Source organism: Pseudomonas sp. Z18(2022), from assembly GCF_036346535.1.
GTDB classification, from domain to species: domain Bacteria; phylum Pseudomonadota; class Gammaproteobacteria; order Pseudomonadales; family Pseudomonadaceae; genus Aquipseudomonas; species Aquipseudomonas yamanorum_A.
This window is the reverse complement of record NZ_JAOTOA010000001.1, coordinates 546208-562713: the sequence shown is the minus strand read 5'-3', so window position 1 is coordinate 562713 and position 16506 is coordinate 546208. Positions and strand designations below refer to the sequence as shown.

16 protein-coding genes are annotated in these 16506 nt (G+C 60.5%); 8 read left to right on the top strand and 8 right to left on the bottom strand.

Annotated elements, in window-relative coordinates:
- Nucleotides 1-9 precede the first annotated feature (9 nt).
- The 4 genes from V3W39_RS02600 to V3W39_RS02585 form a co-directional block, all read right to left on the bottom strand.
- Nucleotides 10-936 (bottom strand): GGDEF domain-containing protein, encoded by a 927-nt coding sequence (locus V3W39_RS02600; protein WP_177046221.1) that lies wholly within the window; start codon nucleotides 934-936, stop codon nucleotides 10-12.
- 169 nt (nucleotides 937-1105) lie between these two features.
- Nucleotides 1106-2380 (bottom strand): MFS transporter, encoded by a 1275-nt coding sequence (locus V3W39_RS02595; protein WP_177046219.1) that lies wholly within the window; start codon nucleotides 2378-2380, stop codon nucleotides 1106-1108.
- A 200-nt stretch (nucleotides 2381-2580) separates the two neighbouring features.
- Nucleotides 2581-3735, bottom strand: a complete 1155-nt coding sequence (locus V3W39_RS02590) for an acyl-CoA dehydrogenase family protein (protein ID WP_330212163.1) — start codon at nucleotides 3733-3735, stop codon at nucleotides 2581-2583.
- A gap of 69 nt (nucleotides 3736-3804) precedes the next feature.
- A complete protein-coding gene (locus V3W39_RS02585; protein ID WP_177046215.1) occupies nucleotides 3805-4662 on the bottom strand; it encodes an IclR family transcriptional regulator in 858 nt (285 codons plus the stop codon).
- 263 nt (nucleotides 4663-4925) lie between these two features.
- Here V3W39_RS02585 and V3W39_RS02580 point away from each other — a divergent pair, with 263 nt between their 5' ends.
- From V3W39_RS02580 to V3W39_RS02570, 3 genes are read left to right on the top strand one after another with little or no spacing between them, the layout of a single operon-like run.
- Nucleotides 4926-5711 carry an enoyl-CoA hydratase gene (locus V3W39_RS02580; protein ID WP_010175990.1) on the top strand — a complete coding sequence of 262 codons (786 nt, stop codon included), beginning with the start codon at nucleotides 4926-4928 and terminating at the stop codon, nucleotides 5709-5711.
- A 2-nt stretch (nucleotides 5712-5713) separates the two neighbouring features.
- A complete protein-coding gene (locus tag V3W39_RS02575; protein ID WP_330212162.1) occupies nucleotides 5714-7243 on the top strand; it encodes a 3-hydroxyacyl-CoA dehydrogenase in 1530 nt (509 codons plus the stop codon).
- Between the two features lie 26 nt (nucleotides 7244-7269).
- Nucleotides 7270-8502 (top strand): CaiB/BaiF CoA transferase family protein, encoded by a 1233-nt coding sequence (locus V3W39_RS02570; protein ID WP_177046211.1) that lies wholly within the window; start codon nucleotides 7270-7272, stop codon nucleotides 8500-8502.
- Nucleotides 8503-8508: 6 nt separating this feature from the next.
- Here V3W39_RS02570 and V3W39_RS02565 read toward each other — a convergent pair whose 3' ends face one another.
- Entirely contained in the window at nucleotides 8509-9426 is a 918-nt protein-coding gene (locus V3W39_RS02565) for a LysR family transcriptional regulator (protein ID WP_177046209.1), read from the bottom strand.
- A 153-nt stretch (nucleotides 9427-9579) separates the two neighbouring features.
- On the opposite strand from V3W39_RS02565, the gene V3W39_RS02560 reads away from it, so the two are divergent.
- Together V3W39_RS02560 and V3W39_RS02555 are read left to right on the top strand one after the other, a co-directional pair.
- Nucleotides 9580-10020 carry a DoxX family protein gene (locus V3W39_RS02560; RefSeq protein ID WP_177046207.1) on the top strand — a complete coding sequence of 147 codons (441 nt, stop codon included), beginning with the start codon at nucleotides 9580-9582 and terminating at the stop codon, nucleotides 10018-10020.
- A gap of 20 nt (nucleotides 10021-10040) precedes the next feature.
- Nucleotides 10041-10916 carry a pirin family protein gene (locus tag V3W39_RS02555; RefSeq protein WP_177046205.1) on the top strand — a complete coding sequence of 292 codons (876 nt, stop codon included), beginning with the start codon at nucleotides 10041-10043 and terminating at the stop codon, nucleotides 10914-10916.
- A 5-nt stretch (nucleotides 10917-10921) separates the two neighbouring features.
- On the opposite strand, the gene V3W39_RS02550 is transcribed toward V3W39_RS02555, so the two are convergent.
- Nucleotides 10922-12304, bottom strand: a complete 1383-nt coding sequence (locus V3W39_RS02550) for a glycerophosphodiester phosphodiesterase family protein (RefSeq protein ID WP_330212161.1) — start codon at nucleotides 12302-12304, stop codon at nucleotides 10922-10924.
- Between the two features lie 290 nt (nucleotides 12305-12594).
- On the opposite strand from V3W39_RS02550, the gene V3W39_RS02545 reads away from it, so the two are divergent.
- Nucleotides 12595-13299 carry an SDR family NAD(P)-dependent oxidoreductase gene (locus tag V3W39_RS02545; protein ID WP_259197483.1) on the top strand — a complete coding sequence of 235 codons (705 nt, stop codon included), beginning with the start codon at nucleotides 12595-12597 and terminating at the stop codon, nucleotides 13297-13299.
- 549 nt (nucleotides 13300-13848) lie between these two features.
- On the opposite strand, the gene V3W39_RS02540 is transcribed toward V3W39_RS02545, so the two are convergent.
- Nucleotides 13849-14244 carry a cupin domain-containing protein gene (locus tag V3W39_RS02540; RefSeq protein ID WP_020302267.1) on the bottom strand — a complete coding sequence of 132 codons (396 nt, stop codon included), beginning with the start codon at nucleotides 14242-14244 and terminating at the stop codon, nucleotides 13849-13851.
- 128 nt (nucleotides 14245-14372) lie between these two features.
- On the opposite strand from V3W39_RS02540, the gene V3W39_RS02535 reads away from it, so the two are divergent.
- Complete coding sequence (locus V3W39_RS02535; protein ID WP_020302266.1) at nucleotides 14373-14960, top strand: TetR/AcrR family transcriptional regulator; 588 nt, start codon at nucleotides 14373-14375, stop codon at nucleotides 14958-14960.
- On the opposite strand, the gene V3W39_RS02530 is transcribed toward V3W39_RS02535, so the two are convergent.
- Nucleotides 14957-15532: a TetR/AcrR family transcriptional regulator gene (locus tag V3W39_RS02530; RefSeq protein ID WP_020302265.1), complete on the bottom strand. Its 576-nt coding sequence runs from the start codon at nucleotides 15530-15532 to the stop codon at nucleotides 14957-14959. The genes V3W39_RS02535 and V3W39_RS02530 overlap by 4 nt on opposite strands.
- 173 nt (nucleotides 15533-15705) lie before the next feature.
- Here V3W39_RS02530 and V3W39_RS02525 point away from each other — a divergent pair, with 173 nt between their 5' ends.
- The gene (locus V3W39_RS02525) at nucleotides 15706-16503 is read left to right on the top strand and encodes a crotonase/enoyl-CoA hydratase family protein (RefSeq protein ID WP_038442105.1); all 798 of its coding nucleotides are present in this window, start codon (nucleotides 15706-15708) and stop codon (nucleotides 16501-16503) included.
- Nucleotides 16504-16506 lie beyond the last annotated feature (3 nt).

Genomic DNA, 16506 nt, shown 5'->3' with positions numbered 1-16506 from the left:
GTGAAGCGGTTACCCCGCCATTGCCAGGCGATTGCGGCCTTCGCGCTTGGCCACATACAAGGCATTGTCCGCCCGGCGCAACAGGCTCTCGGCGGACTCTCCCGCCAGCAAGGTCGAGCAACCCAGGCTCACCGTCAATTCGATACGTTCCTCATCCGCCCAATAATCCTGGGCCTGTGCCGCCTGGCGCAGGCGCTCACCGACCATCGACGCCGCATCCCGGCCGGTGTTGGACAGCAGGATCAGAAACTCTTCCCCGCCAAACCGAAACACCATGTCCACATTGCGCAGCTGGTTCTTGATCGAGGCGGCCACCGCCTTGAGCACCTTGTCGCCCGTGGCGTGGCCGTGAGTGTCGTTGATGTGCTTGAAGTGGTCGATGTCCAGCATCAACAGGGACAGCGGCTGCAGGTGCCGGCGAGCCATGTCGATTTCCCGTTGCAGGGTCTGGTCCATGGCGATGCGGTTGCCGGTTTCGGTCAACGGGTCGCGCAGGGCACTGCGGGTCGCCGCACGGTAAAGCAGGGCGTTGCGCATCGGGTAGAGCAGGGTGGAGAGCAGGGACTCCAGCTGGCCCAGCTCGTCTTCGATAAAGCGTTGGTTGCGCCGAAACACCAGGGTGCCGAGGTGTTCGCCTTCATGGCTCAGGGTATAGCTCACCGAATGATGGCCGCGGTGGCCGTATTCCAGGCGCAGGTCGCTGGTGTCGTGACGGTATTGCAGGGCGTCCAGGGGCACCAGGCGTTGGATCTCGCGGAAGAACAACGCAAGGATGTGTTCCGGCTCCAGGCTGGTTTGCAACTGCATGCCCAATTGCTGGCGAAGTTGCGCAACCGTGGCGGGGCGGCGGGTAAGAAGGGAAGGCTGACCAAAGCCCAGGCGTTGCAATTTGGCGCTGTCGAAGTCAATTGCGTTGGTCTGGGTCGGTGTTTTCATAAGCGTATGAGCCTCTAAGCACAAAACTGTCTTACAGGCTGGGTGAGAGCGTCTTACTGTTCCTTCAGTTCCGTAGGACTGATGTACAGTCTAGCCCGGTTTGCTTGAGGGTATAACTGCCGCACGTCTTATAGCCGGGGCCGCGTTGCAGCGGGCCCCGGCGTGGGGCTTATTGTTTTTGCGGGTCAAACTGCTTGTCGCGGATAAACAGCGCCGGGATCACCCCGCAGATAAAGTACGCGCCGCCCATCACCAAAAATCCTACGCCGATCGAGCCGTGGGACGCGAGAAAGCCAATCGCAGCCGGTGCCACTGCGGCACCAATCCGGCCAATGTTGTAGGCCCCGCCCACCGCCGAACCGCGAAACTTCGCCTCGAAGCTTTCGGTCATGTAGGTCGCGTTCACACCGTAGGGAATGCCGTACAGGAAGCCGAACACAATCAGCATCCACAGGATGTTGTCCGGGCTCTGGAACAGCACGATCACCGGCAGGAAAATCGCCGTACCCAGCGCGCCAACCGCGAACACCAGGCGCCGGCCCAGGCGGTCTGCCGCGAGCCCGGCGAGCACCTTGCCGAAAATCATCGCCGCGTAGGTGCCGACCATGTAGCTGGTCATCGACTTGAAGTTCATCCCCAATTCGCCCTCCAGGTACGACGGCATCCAGTTATTGACCCCGTAGTAGCCGAACTGCAGGAAGCCTGCGGTGAGTGCCCAGAGGATGAACATGCGGCTGGCTTTCGGGTCGCTGAAGATCAGCTTGAACATGCCGTCGGGTTTCTTCGCCGACACGCGCTTGATGCCTTCGGCCTTTTCCCGGGCGCGCTCGGCCTGGGCCTTGATCCAGGCTTGTGGCTCCGGCACCAGGCGCTGCATCAGCACGGCGAGGATCACCGGGATGATCGCCACGTAGAACAACCAGCGCCAGCCATGGTTGGGCAGGATCCAGCCGGCGAGCAGGGTGGCGACGATATAGCCCACCGACCAACCGGCCTGCAGGGTGCCGAGCACGGTGGTGCGGTAGCGGGTCGGCACGTATTCGGCCATCAGCGTGTTGCACGCGACATACAGCGCGCCCAGCCCGAGGGAGGCGAAGAAGCGGGTGCTCGCGAACTGCCAATAGCTGTGGGTCAGGCCCAGCACTGCGGTGCCGGCGGAGAACAGCACGATGCTCCAGACCACGGTTTTCACCCGACCAAAACGGTCACAGGCCCAGCCGCCGTAAATCCCGCCGATGGCCATCCCGGCCAGGGTGAAACTGCCCAGGCTGCCGGCTTCGACGCTGGTCAGGCCGAACTCGGCCTTGAGGCTGCTGAGGCTGTAGGACAACAGCATCAAATCTGCACCATCGATCAGCAGGCCGAGGAAGCAGAAGATGAACACGATGATCCACAGGTTGTTTTTCGCGGGCGACAACGCACCCGCCGAAGCGGCGACTTCCATAGCGATACCTTGTTGTAGTTGTTAGGGCACAAGTTATGGGTGTTGCGGTAATACGGTTGGAACACGGTCAAAATGTGGGAGCTGGCTTGTGTGGGAGCTGGCTTGCCTGCGATGGCATCACCGCGGTGTTACTGCCAGACCGAGTTGTCTGCATCGCAGGCAAGCCAGCTCCTACAGTTGTTTTGTGTTGTTTGTGGGGTTTAGTGTTTGGCCTCGCGAATCATGTTGCGGGCGATCACCAGTTGCTGGATCTGCGTGGTGCCTTCATACAGCCGGAACAAGCGCACATCGCGATAAAACCGCTCGATGGCGTACTCGCTCACATACCCGGCACCGCCATGAATCTGCACGCAACGGTCGGCCACCCGGCCACACATCTCGGTGGCGAACATCTTCGAGCAGGACGCTTCGGTACCGATGTTCAGGCCTTCATCACGCTTGCGCGCGGCGTCCACCACCATGCAGCGGGCGGCGTAGATCTCGGCCTTGCTGTCGGCGAGCATCGCCTGGATCAGCTGGAACTCGGCAATCGGCTGGCCGAACTGCTTGCGTTCCAGGGCGTAGTGCAAGGCATCGTTGAGCATGCGCTCGGCGGCGCCGACGCTGACGGCGGCAATGTGCAGGCGGCCCTTGTCGAGCACCTTCATCGCCGTCTTGAAGCCCACGCCTTCGACGCCGCCGATCAACTGGTCGGCCGGCACACGCACGTTGTCGAAAATCACGTCGCAGGTGTGGGCGCCTTTCTGGCCCATCTTGTGGTCGCGCTTGCCCAGGGACAGGCCCGGTGTGTTGCGCTCAACGATGAATGCACTGATGCCGCCCGAGCCCTTGATGTCCGGGTTGGTGCGGGCCATCACCGTGTAGATCCCGGCGTGGGGCGCGTTGGTAATAAAGCGCTTGGTGCCGTTGATGACGTAGTGGTCACCATCGCGCACGGCGGTGGTTTTCAGTGAGGCGGCGTCGGAGCCGGAGTCTGGCTCGGTCAGGCAGAACGAGCTGAGCAGCTCTCCGCTGGCCAGCTTCGGCAGGTAGTGCTGCTTCTGCGCCTCGGTGCCGTCCAGCAGGATGCCGATGGAGCCGATGCCATTGTTGGTGCCGAAGTAGGAGCGGAATGCCGGCGAGGTGCGCCCCAGTTCAAAGGCCACGTTGACCTCTTCTTCCATGGTCAGCCCGAGGCCGCCATAGGCTTCGGGCAGGGTCAGGCCGAACAGGCCCAACTCGCGGAACTGGCTGACGATATCCGCCGGGACGTCATCGGTCTCGGCCAGTTCGTTTTCCCGTGGGATCAGCGCTTCGTTGACGAACTGCTGCAGGGTTTCCAGCAACAGGTGAAGCGTTTCCGGGTCTCTGATCATGTGCATTCCTCAGCGGCCTGTTCGGCAGGCCTGTTGTCATCAATCTGCCGAGGCCCTGCACCGATCTGTCTAGCGGGCGGCGGCCTCGATGTTGTTCACCATGTGCTTGAGACGGGGCCCGATGTCGTCCTCGAGTTTCTCCCGGGAAAGGTGAAAACTCGGTCCGCCACAGTTGAACGTCAGCAGCCCATGTTGTGCATGCAGCAGCGGTACGGCGATGGCGTTTACATCGCGGTGCCACTCACCGATCGACATGCAATAGCCGAAGTCGGTGTAATCCCGGAAGGCCCGTTCCAGGCCCTTCCTGATGCCCGGCCAGTCCTCCAGATGACGCTGGCGGATATGGTCGAGAATAAATTCCCGCTCGTTTTCCGGCATCGCTGCCAGGCAGGCGCGGCCTGCGGAACTCAAGTGCAACGGCAACCGTGTACCGACCTGGCGGCGCATGGTCATGTTGGCTTCACCCTGGACCACGTCCAGGTACACCATGTCCAGGCGGTCTCGCGTGGCCATCGCCACTGCGGCCTGGGCGTACTTGGCCATCGTCTCCATCAGCGGATGGGCCACGGCCCGCACCGACAGGTTCGACAGCATTGCGTAACCGAACGCCATCACCCCTACATCCAGCTGATACCGGCCCGACTGCGGCAGGTGCTTGAGATAGCCCAAGCGGGTCAGCGTGTGGGTCATCCGCGTGATCGTCGGCTTTGGCAGCCCGGTCTTGCGCGCCAGCTCCTGGTTACCCAGCACGCTTTCGCTGGGGGTGAAGCAGCGCAGCAATTCCAGGCCTCGGGCCAGGGCGGTGACGAACTGGCGGTCCTTGTCTTCCTCCTCGTCGGCGTTCATCGGGTCGATCAGCAAGTGCTCGAACCCGTTATTGCCGGCCGGTGTTTCGGGTGTGTTCGGGTCCAGGTTTCGACGGCGCATGTTAGTCCCCCTTTTTTTAGAAAATCAACAAAACAAAATTGTATTCCGCACAGCGAAACTAAGCAACTTGCTGGGCGATTGTGTTTTTGTTTAATAAAACCCTTCTAAACAACGAGTTATAGCCCGATTTACGGGCGTGTCAGGTTTTTACGTTTACATCACGTCGGGTCGGTCCTTATGATTATCGCTAAATACGGAATGTTGTTTCGCATAGCGAAACTGTCAATCTCCGAACTAACAAGAACATTGCAGCAGGAGAACTTGTGGCCAGCCTCGACCAACCCGTAGTGCACCTCGATGTCCAGGACAATGGCGTCGCCGTGGTACGCATCCACCGTCCCGAAGTGAAAAACGCCTTGAACGCCCAGGTCCGCGAAGAGCTGGCGGAGCATTTTCGTGCCCTGGCCAAGCGCCGTGATGTGCGCGCCATCGTGCTCACTGGTGGCGATCAGTTCTTCGTGGCCGGTGCCGACATCAAGGAGTTCGCCAGTGCCAGCCCGATCGAGATGTACCGCCGCCACACCGAATACCTGTGGGAAGCCATCAGCCGCTGCCCGAAGCCGGTGATCGCCGCGGTGAATGGCTTTGCCCTGGGCGGCGGTTGTGAGTTGGCCATGCATTGCGACCTGATCGTGGCCGGTGAGTCGGCTCGGTTCGCCCAGCCCGAGGTCAAGCTGGGCCTGATGCCGGGCGCCGGTGGCACCCAGCGCCTGGTGCGCGCCGTGGGCAAGTTCCAGGCGATGCGCATCGCGTTGACGGGCTGCATGGTCAAGGCGCCGGAAGCCCTGGCCATGGGCATGCTCAGCGAGGTGGTGGCGGACGACCAGACCATCCCCCGCGCCCTGGAACTGGCCGCGCAGATCGCCGCCTTGCCGCCACTGGCAGTGGAGCAGATCAAGGAAGTGATGCTCGCCGGCGCCGACCTGCCGCTGGAAAGTGCGCTGGTGTTGGAGCGCAAGGCCTTTCAATTGCTGTTCGATTCGGCAGACCAGAAGGAGGGCGCCGCCGCGTTCTTCGAAAAACGCACCGCGAACTACCTGGGAGAATGACGATGACGGATTCAATCAAGATCATGGGCCTGGTAGGCACCGGCGTGATGGGCGCCGGGATTGCACAGATTGCCGCCCAGGCTGGCGTGTTGGTGCGTTTGTTCGATGCCCGTGACGGTGCGGCACAGACTGCCCGGGACAACCTCGGCACCACGCTTTTCAAGCTGTCCGCCAAGGGCAAGATCACCCAGGCGGCGGTGGACGCTACACTGGAAAACCTGCAAGTGGCCGCCACCATTGAGGCGCTGCACGATTGCGACCTGGTGGTGGAAGCCATCGTCGAAAACCTCGACGCCAAGCGCGGCCTGCTGCAGCAACTTGAAGGAGTGGTCAGTGCGGAGTGCATCCTTGCCACCAACACCTCGTCGCTGTCGGTCACCGCCATTGCCACCGGCTGCCAACACCCTGAGCGAGTGGCCGGGCTGCACTTTTTCAACCCGGTGCCGCTGATGCGTGTGGTCGAAGTGATCGACGGCCTGGCCACTGCGCCGAAGGTCGGCGATGACCTGCTGGCCTTCGTCGCCCGCACTGGCCATCGCGGTGTGCGCGCCAAGGACACCCCGGGTTTTATCGTCAACCACGCTGGCCGTGCGTACGGCACCGAAGCCTTGAAGATGCTCGATGAAGGCATTGCCGAGCGCGGCGATATCGACCGCATCCTGCGTGAAGGCGCCGGCTTCCGCATGGGCCCGCTGGAACTGCTGGACCTCACCGGGCTCGACGTTTCCCACCCGGTGATGGAGTCGATCTACAACCAGTTCTATCAAGACCCACGCTACAAGCCGTCGCCGCTGACCCGCCAGATGCTGGTGGGCGGGCGCTTCGGGCGCAAGAGCGGGCAGGGCTTCTACCGCTATGAAAATGGCCAGGTGGTCGACGGCCCGCAGCCGCAACCGGTGCCCGCCATCAAGCCATTCCCGCCGGTGTGGATCGCCACCGAAAATGCCGACGACTACGAGCGCCTCAGCGCTCTGGTGATCGAGTTGGGCGCGCACCTGGAAAGCGCGGCGCAGCCTTCGCCAGAAGCGTTGTGCCTGCTGGCGCCGTACGGCCTTGACGCCACGTCGGCCAGCGAACGCTTCCACACCGACCCGGCGCGCACCCTGTGCATCGACCTGCTGACCGACCTGTCGCGCCATCGCACCCTGATGCAAAACCCGCTGACATCCAGCGCCAGCCGCGACGCCGCCCACGCGCTGCTCGCCAATGATGGTGTAGGCGTGACGGTGATCAGCGACAGCGTCGGCTTTGTCGCCCAGCGTACCTTGGCGATGGTGGTCAACCTGGCCTGCGACATTGCCCAGCAACGCATCGCCAGCGTCGACGACATCGACCAGGCGGTGCAGCTCGGCCTGGGTTATCCACAAGGCCCGCTGGCCTGGGGCGACGCCCTTGGGCCACGGCGCATCCTCACGATTTTGCAGCGCATGAGCGAACTCACCCACGACCCGCGTTATCGCCCAAGCCCCTGGCTGCGGCGGCGTGCGGCGCTGGGGATTTCCCTGCGGCATGAAGAGCCGGCAGTCGGCTGATTTCGATTCATCACAGGACAAGAATAATGGGTGCATTGACAGGTTTGCGGGTGCTGGATTTAAGCCGGGTATTGGCCGGGCCCTGGTGTGGCCAGGTGTTGGCTGACCTGGGCGCGGAAGTGATCAAGATCGAACGGCCGCAAAGCGGTGACGACACCCGTGGCTGGGGCCCGCCGTGGATGAAGACTGACACCGGCGAATCGTCCGGGCAGGCGTCTTATTACCAGTCCACCAACCGCGGAAAATTATCCGTGGCCATCGACCTCGCCACCAGCGAAGGCCAGGAACTGGTGCGAGCGCTGGCGGCCAGTTCCGACGTACTGATCGAAAATTACAAGGCCGGTTCCCTGGCGCGCTACGGCCTGGATTACGCGACCCTGGCCGAGATCAATCCACGGCTGGTGTATTGCTCCATCACCGGCTTCGGCCAGACCGGCCCGCGTGCCGAAGAGCCTGGCTACGACTTCATCATCCAGGGCATCGGCGGCCTGATGAGCATCACCGGCGAGCGCGACGACCTGCCCGGCGGCGGCCCGCAAAAAGTCGGCGTGGCATTCTCCGACCTGATGACCGGCCTGTATTCCACCGTCGCGATCCAGGCGGCATTGCTCAGCCGCGAACGCACCGGCGTCGGCCAACACATCGACATGGCGTTGCTGGACGTGCAAGTGGCAACCCTGGCCAACCAGAGCATGAACTACCTGGCGTCGGGCAAGGTGCCCCAGCGTTACGGAAACGCCCACGCCAACATCGTGCCGTACCAGGTGTTCCGTGCCGCCGACCGCGACTTCATCATTGCCTGCGGCAACGACAGCCAGTTTGTTGCGCTGTGCCACAGCATCGGCTTGCCGCATTTGCCGCAGGACCCGCGCTTTCGGCGCAATGCCGACCGGGTTGCGCATCGGGCAGAGATTGTCGAGCTGTTGTCGGCGCACTTCCTGGGGCGTACGGCGGACGAGTGGGTGGCGAGCATTCATGCCTCGAAAGTGCCGGTGGGCGCGATCAACAACATCGCTCAATCCCTGGAAGAACCGCAGGTGATTGCCCGTGGGTTGATGGTGAAGATCCCGCATCCCAAGAATCCGCAGTTCGAGATGGTCGGCAGCCCGATCAAGATGTCGGGTACGCCGGTGGAGTATGTAAGGCCGGCGCCGATGCTGGGCCAGCATACGGATGAAGTGCTGGGCGAGCGCCTGGGGTTGTCGGCAGAGCAACTGGGGCAGCTCAAGGCCGGCGGGGTGATCGAGCAGTTGGACTGAGGCGTTTCAAGCCGCCGGTTCCTGCGTTGAGCGTTGTTGAACAAACCGTTCGATCAACCACCTCGCCGCAGGCCCCGGTGGCAAGTCCGTGCGGTAGATCACGTCGAACATATATTTGCCGCTTTCGTATTCCGGGATGTTCAGTTTCACCAGCCGGCCGCTGTCCAGGTCTTCCTGCACCATCGGGGTCGGCATGTTCCCCCAGCCAATCCCTTCGCGCAGCAGCATGTGCTTGGCGCCCAGGTCGGCCAGGCGCCAGGTGCGGTTACTGAGTACGGCGAAGTCCTTGTCCTTGGTCAGGCGCGAGCGATCCGACAGCACCAGTTGCGTGAGTTCGCGCCCCGCGCCCGGCACATTGGCGGCGCCAGAGGCCAGCGGATGATTCGGCGCGGCCACCGGGATCAGCTCGACACTGCCGATGCCTATTCTTTCGATCCCGTCGATGCCGTCATTCATCGGCCCGCTCACGCCGATGATCGCTTCACGGTTGATCACCAGGTCTGTGACGGCGCCCAGCGCCTCCATGTGCAGGTGAAGTGAGACCGTAGGAAATTCCTCCCGAAACGATTTGAGCGCGTCCACCACCCGCTCGGCGGGCAGCATCACATCCAGCACCACATGGACCTCGGCTTCGAGCCCTTGCAGCAGGCCTTTGACCTTGGCGCGCAAGCCGTGAATGCCGTTGGTGATGGTCCTGGCTTCGGCCAGCACGGTTCGCCCGGCCTCGGTGAGTTGGGGTTTGCGGGTGGTCTGGCGGTCAAACAGCGACACGCCCAGCTGTGTTTCCAGGTTGGCGATGGAGTAACTGACCACCGAGGTGGCGCGGTGAAGTTTTCGCGCGGCCGCTGCAAAACTGCCGACTTCCACCACCGTCAGGAACACGCGCAGTTGTTCCAGTGTGGGGGTTCCGGGCTCGGAAGGCATGTGGGGTTCCTCAAGCAAGCGTTGGGTGGCTTGTCTATTTTATCGAATCTAATGATCTAAATTAACCGGCTATTCAGATTAGCTCACCCGGCGCAACATTTCTTCAACAGAACGGTTCATGTCGAACCGTTTCCCATTGAAGGAAATACCCCCATGTCTACTTCTCAACACATTGCTCATTCGGACAACGTTGAACGCAGCCAGTCTGACGCAACCCAGGCCTCGGTATCGTTGATCGGCCGAGTGCTGCTCAGCGTGATTTTCATCCTCTCCGGCGTTTCGAAGCTGGCCGCTCCCGCGATGATGATCGGCTACATCAGCTCCGTCGGGCTGCCATTTCCACAGCTGGCATTGGTGGTGGCGGTCATCGTTGAAGTCGGTGGTGGCCTGGCGTTGATTGCGGGTTATCGCACCCGTGTGGTTGCTGCGGTGCTGGCGCTGTTCAGCGTGGCCACGGCTTTGGCTTTCCATCATGCGCTGGGGGATCAAAACCAGTTCATCCACTTCTTCAAGAACATCGCCATGGCCGGTGGCCTGCTGCAAGTGGTTGCCTTTGGTGCCGGTCGCTTCAGCCTCGACGCGCGTCGCCGCTGATATACCCCGGAGCAATCACCATGACCGTGCATGAAACCGTCGCCCCTCGGGCAATCACTTACCGCACCACCGGCAGTGGGCATGGCCCGATTGCCCGGCTGATGAGCCCTTCGGACCTGGGGCACCTGATCAAGCCTTTCGTGTTCCTTGATCTGTTTGAAGGCGAGAGCTCATTTATCAACGGCATGCCGATGCACCCCCACTCGGGGATCGCCACCGTCACCCTGATTACCGAAGGCAATTTGCATTTTGAAGATGCCGAATCGGGTGCCGGCACCCTCGACTACGGCGGGGTTGAATGGATGCGGGCGGGCGGTGGCGTGTGGCACGGCAAGGAAATGTCGGTAGGCACATCGAAGCGGATCCAGGGCTTTCAACTGTGGATTGCGCTGCCTCCATCGCTGGAAAACGCGCGCGTCGATAGCCAGTACCTGGCGTCCGGCGTGATGCCGCAAGCGGGCCCTGCCCGGGTGATTCTTGGCGCATACCAGGGCGTGCAAAGCCCGGTTCGTGCACCTGCGGGCATCAATTATCTGCTGGTGACCCTGCAGGACGGTGAGTCCTGGACCTATGTGCCGCCCGATGGGCATGAGTCATTGTGGCTGAGTGTCAGCCGGGGACAGCTTGGTGCACCCGGGCGGGTCATGGCGGGGGAAATGGCTGTGTTCGAACCCGGCAGCGGTGCCGTGACGCTGACAGCGATGCACCGCGATACGGTGTTCGTGATCGGTTCCGCAGCGCCTCATCCCTATGACCTGGCGCTGGGAAACTACTCGGTTCACACCAACGCCCAGGCGCTGCGTGCGGGAGAGGCAAAGATTGCCGAAATCGGCGCCCGGTTGCGTGAGCACCTGGCGGGCGCGAATCCGTCCACCAGCGTGCCCGTCTTCCGGTAGGCGCTTTAGTGCATGACTTCCTTCAGGTAGGTCGTGCGGGCCGCCACGGCAGTCGGCGTGAAGTCCGTAAACACACCGTCCACACCGGCCCGGAAAAAGGCCAGGTATTCGGCCGCCGGGTTGCCCTTGTAGGCGCCTGCCAGGTACTTTGCTTCATTGCGGAAGGTGAAGATATGCACGAACAGCCCGGCCTTGTGGGCATCGCTGATCAGGCTGGTGGGCTTGAAGGTGTCGACTTCAGGCAAACCGGGGTTTTGCGCTGAAGCGGCGGTCAGCGACATTGCTTGCGGCTTCCACGGGCCGATGCCGTCGGCGTACGTTTTGACTTCGGCCAGGCCGGCCGGCGTCAGCAGCGCGCCAAAGGAGCGAGGGTCGCCCGCGACGGTCCAGCTGTACGGGCGGCCGCTGACGAAGGTGTTGGGTTTGTCGGTGATGAAAATGGTTTCGCCGGTCTTGAAGTTCACGCCGTTGCCATCCACCAACTGCACCGCCCTGGCGTGCAGGCCGATGGAGCGCAGGTATTTCAGGCTGTTCGGGTCAAAGCTTTGCACAAACACCGGCGCGTCTTTGCGATTGAGGTTGTTGTCTTTGAGAGTCTTGAGAAAGGCCGCTTCGAACGGATGACTGCCCGGTGCGCCGCACCCGTTGGCAATCGCCTGGGCGTTGTTCCAGATCGGGTTTTTGCTTTCCGGGTAGGTCGTGATCACGCGGCCTGTGGCGGCGCTTTTGGCTTTCGCGATGTCGATCACTTCCTGGAAACTCAGGATCGGCAGTTTGCCGTTGAGGTCGGTCGGGCGCTCATCCCGGGCATCGTAGGTTGTGCCGCCGATCCACTGCTTGAGTTCGGCCAGGGTGAAATCGCTGATCGACCAGTCGTTGGTGTGGTCTTCGCCATCCACGATCAGAGACTTCAATACGGATTTTGGATCGTTGGGGTTGGTCAAGTCGCTCAGGTACTGGGCCGGGCCATTCTCGGCGGTGGCAGGATACCGGACGTTAACCAAAACGCCCGGAACCGTACGCTTGCGGCGTGCAACCTCGGGGTTGGTCTTCGCGACGTCGCTGATATTGGTGTTGTCGCTTAACCAGGGATTGTGCCGAGCCACCAGTACACAGTCCTTGGTCATGTGCAGGTCCAGCTCAAGGGAATCCGCACCTGCGTCGGCCGCATGTTCATACGACGCCCGGGTTTCCTCCGGGTACAGCCCTGGCAGGCCGCGATGGCCGATCACCAGGGGCGGTGCACCGTCCAGGGTCTTGAACGCAGCCGATGCGGCAGGTGCGCGCCCGGTCACACTGTCACACGCGCTCACCGTCAGCGCGCATCCGATAACGATAAAACGGGCGAGCAGGGTTTTTACCGCAGGCGGGCCTGAGCGAGTGTGCATGTGTTGTCCTTCAAGAGGAGGGTAGGGGCGGGGTATCTGCGGATGTTGGCGTTGGCGTATGACAGCGTTGTGACAGGGTGTGGGCGTATTTAGCCTTAACCGTTTGCCTTTTGTTGAGAGTCTAGAAAACTCAACGGTTCCATGACCCGTGCAGAGCAGGCGATCTTGACCACTACGCTTGATACAGTTAGTTATATCCAGCCAAGAAAAATTTGTTCTCCCTAGTCGGAGTGGATATCAAAGTTATATTGCCCGAACAATCACAACTCACTCAATCATTCAGGTCCCTCATGATAGCAGTCATCACTGGAGCAACCGGGGGCTATGGCAACGCACTTTGCCTTCAAGCGAAATTCGCTGGCTACAAAGTCGTAGGTGTTAGCAAGTCACCGGAAAAACTAAACATGCTTCGCCAGTCGAAATCAGTCGACGAGGTATTTGCGTTGGATTATTTGGCCAAAGACCTGGACGCCAATCTTTCGGATTTTGAAGACTTCTTGAGCAGCAAAGGAATAACAGCAGTAGATTTACTTATTAACAATGCCGGCATCGGAAGTAAGCAGCACTCGATCTTCCATGAAACCGCCGATGAGTTGCGGCATGCGCTAGAGGTAAACTGTATTGGACCAGGTCAATTGATAAAGCGATTGGCTGCATCGTTCTCTCTCTCGACAGTAGTCAATATTTCCTCGCGCCGCGGCTCTGTTGCTCAAAATGCTGATGAGTGCATTTCAAAAACAGGTTGTTCCTATACCTATCGAATTTCGAAATCGGCACTCAATATGCTTTCGCTTTGTGTTGTGGACGAGTTGGGTGGCCGACTGTTGAGCTATACCGTTCATCCCGGTCGGTTACGCACTGGGATGGGCGTCAATGGCGCGGAGTTGACAGCAGATGATTCTGCCGCGCGACTTTTCCAACTCATTGCGATGCGGCCAGATCCGTCACGTTTCTATAGCCTGGAAGAAGACCATATACAGACACTTCCCTGGTAAGTGATCAGCCTGGTTTCTTGTCGTGATCAAGTCGTCGCACTGCATTGGCGAAGAGGCTTGTATCCCCTTGAGTTCGACGGGGCGCTGAAACGAAAAAACCCGCCAGAAGGCGGGTTTTTTGGTGGTTTCAGAGATTTGGAAAGCATTCTCTGTAACCTTGTCTGGCTCCACGACCTGGACTCGAACAGAAAAATAAGCATTTGTTTTACAATGAAATTATGCTGATTTTTAGTATTCATATCCCTACGATTATCCTAATCAAGCCCGTATTTTATTGGAGTTCTTTCGATTCCCCATGAGCACGGCAGCAGCAAGCTGCCGAAGGTGGCGTACCCAGGCCATTCTGTGCTGGATCAGGAAAGTACATCCGAATGACTCCTTTTGGTTGTGACTGCTTGTCATAAATGGCCGAAAGCAACCCAAAGCAGCCAATCAATTTCAATTCAAGTTGGGTGCGTTCACCTGTGAGCGGGGCGAGCAACTGTTCAGGTCATAAAACTGGAGCATGACTGCAGGTGGCCTGAACACGATGCGAAGATCCATGTGAGGTCAATCAACGGATCCGCTGGTTACCACGGTGAATTTCCGGCTGAACTCAAAGACCTCGCAGACCCCCGTGTGCCCAGCCGGAATCGAGACGGCATCGCCCGCGCTCATCTCGAATCGCTCGCCGGTGTCCATGGTGATGGCGATGCGACCTTCGATCAGCACGAAGGCTTCATCATTATCGAAGCGCCAGTCAAACTTCGACGGTTGTGAAGTGAAGAACGCCACGGCTTTGTACGGGGTTTTCACGCCGACCGTACGCAGAAGCTTCATCCGGGTGTCGGGATTGCCTTCGATCACATCATCGCCCAGTGGGTAGGCAAGCCAGCCATCGGGAGTGTTCAGCGATGCCAGGGCTACGGAATCGATTGGATTGGGAAGTGTGGGGCGAACGGTCATCTTTTCGGTGCCTCGTATTGGAAGAGGTGGATGAACGACTATGACAAGTGGCATAGTCGAGGTCGAGACTACATCAAAATATGACAGGTGGCATAATTTTTACGATGAGCGCTTCCACTCGTGACCGAATGATCGTCGGCGCCGCGGATCTTCTGCGCCGCAAGGGCATGACCGCGACCAGCATGCGCGAGGTCGTTCGTTACTCGAACACGCCGCGCGGCTCCATTGCGCACCACTTTCCCGGCGGCAAGCGTCAGCTGCTTGAGGCCGCCGTCGACCACGCGGGTCGAGAGGTTAGCGAGCCGCTGGTGCAGCTGCTGGGCAAGCATGGTCCTTTGAAAGGTTTGGAGCTGTTCGTCGCCCTGTGGCGCAGCACCCTTGAAGAGACGGCCTTCCAGGCCGGCTGTGCGGTGTTGGCCGTGGCGGTCGAGCAGTACACGTCCGACCAGCGCGGCGAGTCGGAAACCGAACTGGAAGCGCAGATCCAGTTGCAGCTGCTGGATCAGGCCAACGGCATCTTTGTGCGATGGCAGGAAATCATCAGTCATTCGCTACAGGAAGCGGGCGTAGCGGAAATCCGCTCTCGCAGCTTGGCACTGTTCGCGATTGCTTCCATCGAGGGTTCTGTCGCGCTGTGCAGAGCCGCTCGCAGTGTGGAGCCGCTCGACCTGATCTGGCAGGAATTGCAACGGAGTTTTGAGCGGGAACTGGCCTAGACGCCTACGCCCGCTGATTCCAGCTGATGCAGGCCTCGCTCGGTCACAGCATCTATGTAGCTCGGATCGCCATAGATACGAGCCAGCAAGATGGCCCCCTCGAAGTCGGCCACCAACTGCCTCGCCAGCCGTTGCGCCTCCTCCTGGCTGTACCCGGCGCTATAGAGCTTGGCGAACGCGGCAGTCCAGTCATCCAGGAAGAGCCGGATCGGCTCCATCAGCTCCACCTTGCCATAGGTGGCATCGACCGCGACGACGCCCATCAGACAACCGATCGAGTCGTCCTGGAAGAGCTTCTTGGCTTTGCGCCCCATGCTTGTGAGTCGCTCTTGCGGAGCCAGGTTTTCATCGAAGGCGATGGAGAACAGCGACTGTTTCAACCGCTCATGCGTCCAGCCCAGCACGTCCCGCAGTAGCGATTCCTTGTTGGGGTAGTGATGGTAGAAGGACGCCTTGGTCAACCCGCAGGCGGACGACAACGCATCCATGGTGGTGCCGTGGTAGCCGAGGCGCTTGAAGGTATTGGCGCAGCGCTGCAGAAGCTCATCGCGTGGGATTTTCAGTGGGCGCACGGGTTACTCCTGCTCTAAATCATGCAGATTGATTCTACGTCATAAGCCTTGGCGTCTCAATTTGACGGTTACCGAATGTTTGTTTAGTTTTATCAAACCGAACATTCGGTAAGTAATTAGAGCCCGCCTGGAATTGCCAGGCAGCCCCCTCATTAAGCCAGGAGAAGTCTCCCATGAGCGAAGCAAACAGCGGTCCGGGTCGCGTTACCCGAGAGCAGCGTGGTCATCTGTTCCTTATCGGTCTTGAACGGGCCGGCAAACGCAACGCTTTCGACAGCGCCATGCTCAATGACTTGGCCCTGGCCATGGGGGAATTCGAGCGCAACGATGAAATGCGCTGCGCCGTCGTGTTCGCCCACGGCGACCATTTCACGGCAGGCCTCGATCTGATGGAGCTGACGCCGAAGCTGGCTTCGGGCGGCTTCAAGTACCCGGACGAGGGTATCGACCCGTGGGGCGTCTCGAAGCCGCGCCGCACCAAACCAGTGGTCCTCGCCGTGCAAGGCACCTGCTGGACTGCGGGCATCGAGCTGGTGCTCAACGCCGACATCGCGATTGCCGCCAGCAACACCCGCTTCGCCCACCTGGAGGTGCTGCGCGGCATTCCGCCGTCTGGCGGCTCCACCGTGCGCTTTACTCAGGCCGCAGGTTGGACTAACGCCATGCGCTACATGCTGACCGGCGAAGAGTTTGGGGCTGACGAGGCGCTGGCTATGCGTTTGTTGACCGAGGTCGTTGAGCCAGGCCAGGAACTGGCGCGCGCCATCGAGTACGCCGAGCGCATCGCCAAAGCCGCACCGCTGGCCATCAAGGCCACCCTGCAGTCTGCCTTCCAGGCGCGCGACGAGGGTGACGATGCCGCGCTCTCCAAGCTCAACGAACTGCTGTTCACGCTGATCAAGAGCGAAGACGTGCGTGAAGGCGTCATGGCGATGATGCAGAAGCGCGAACCGGTGTTCAAAGGTCGTTAACCA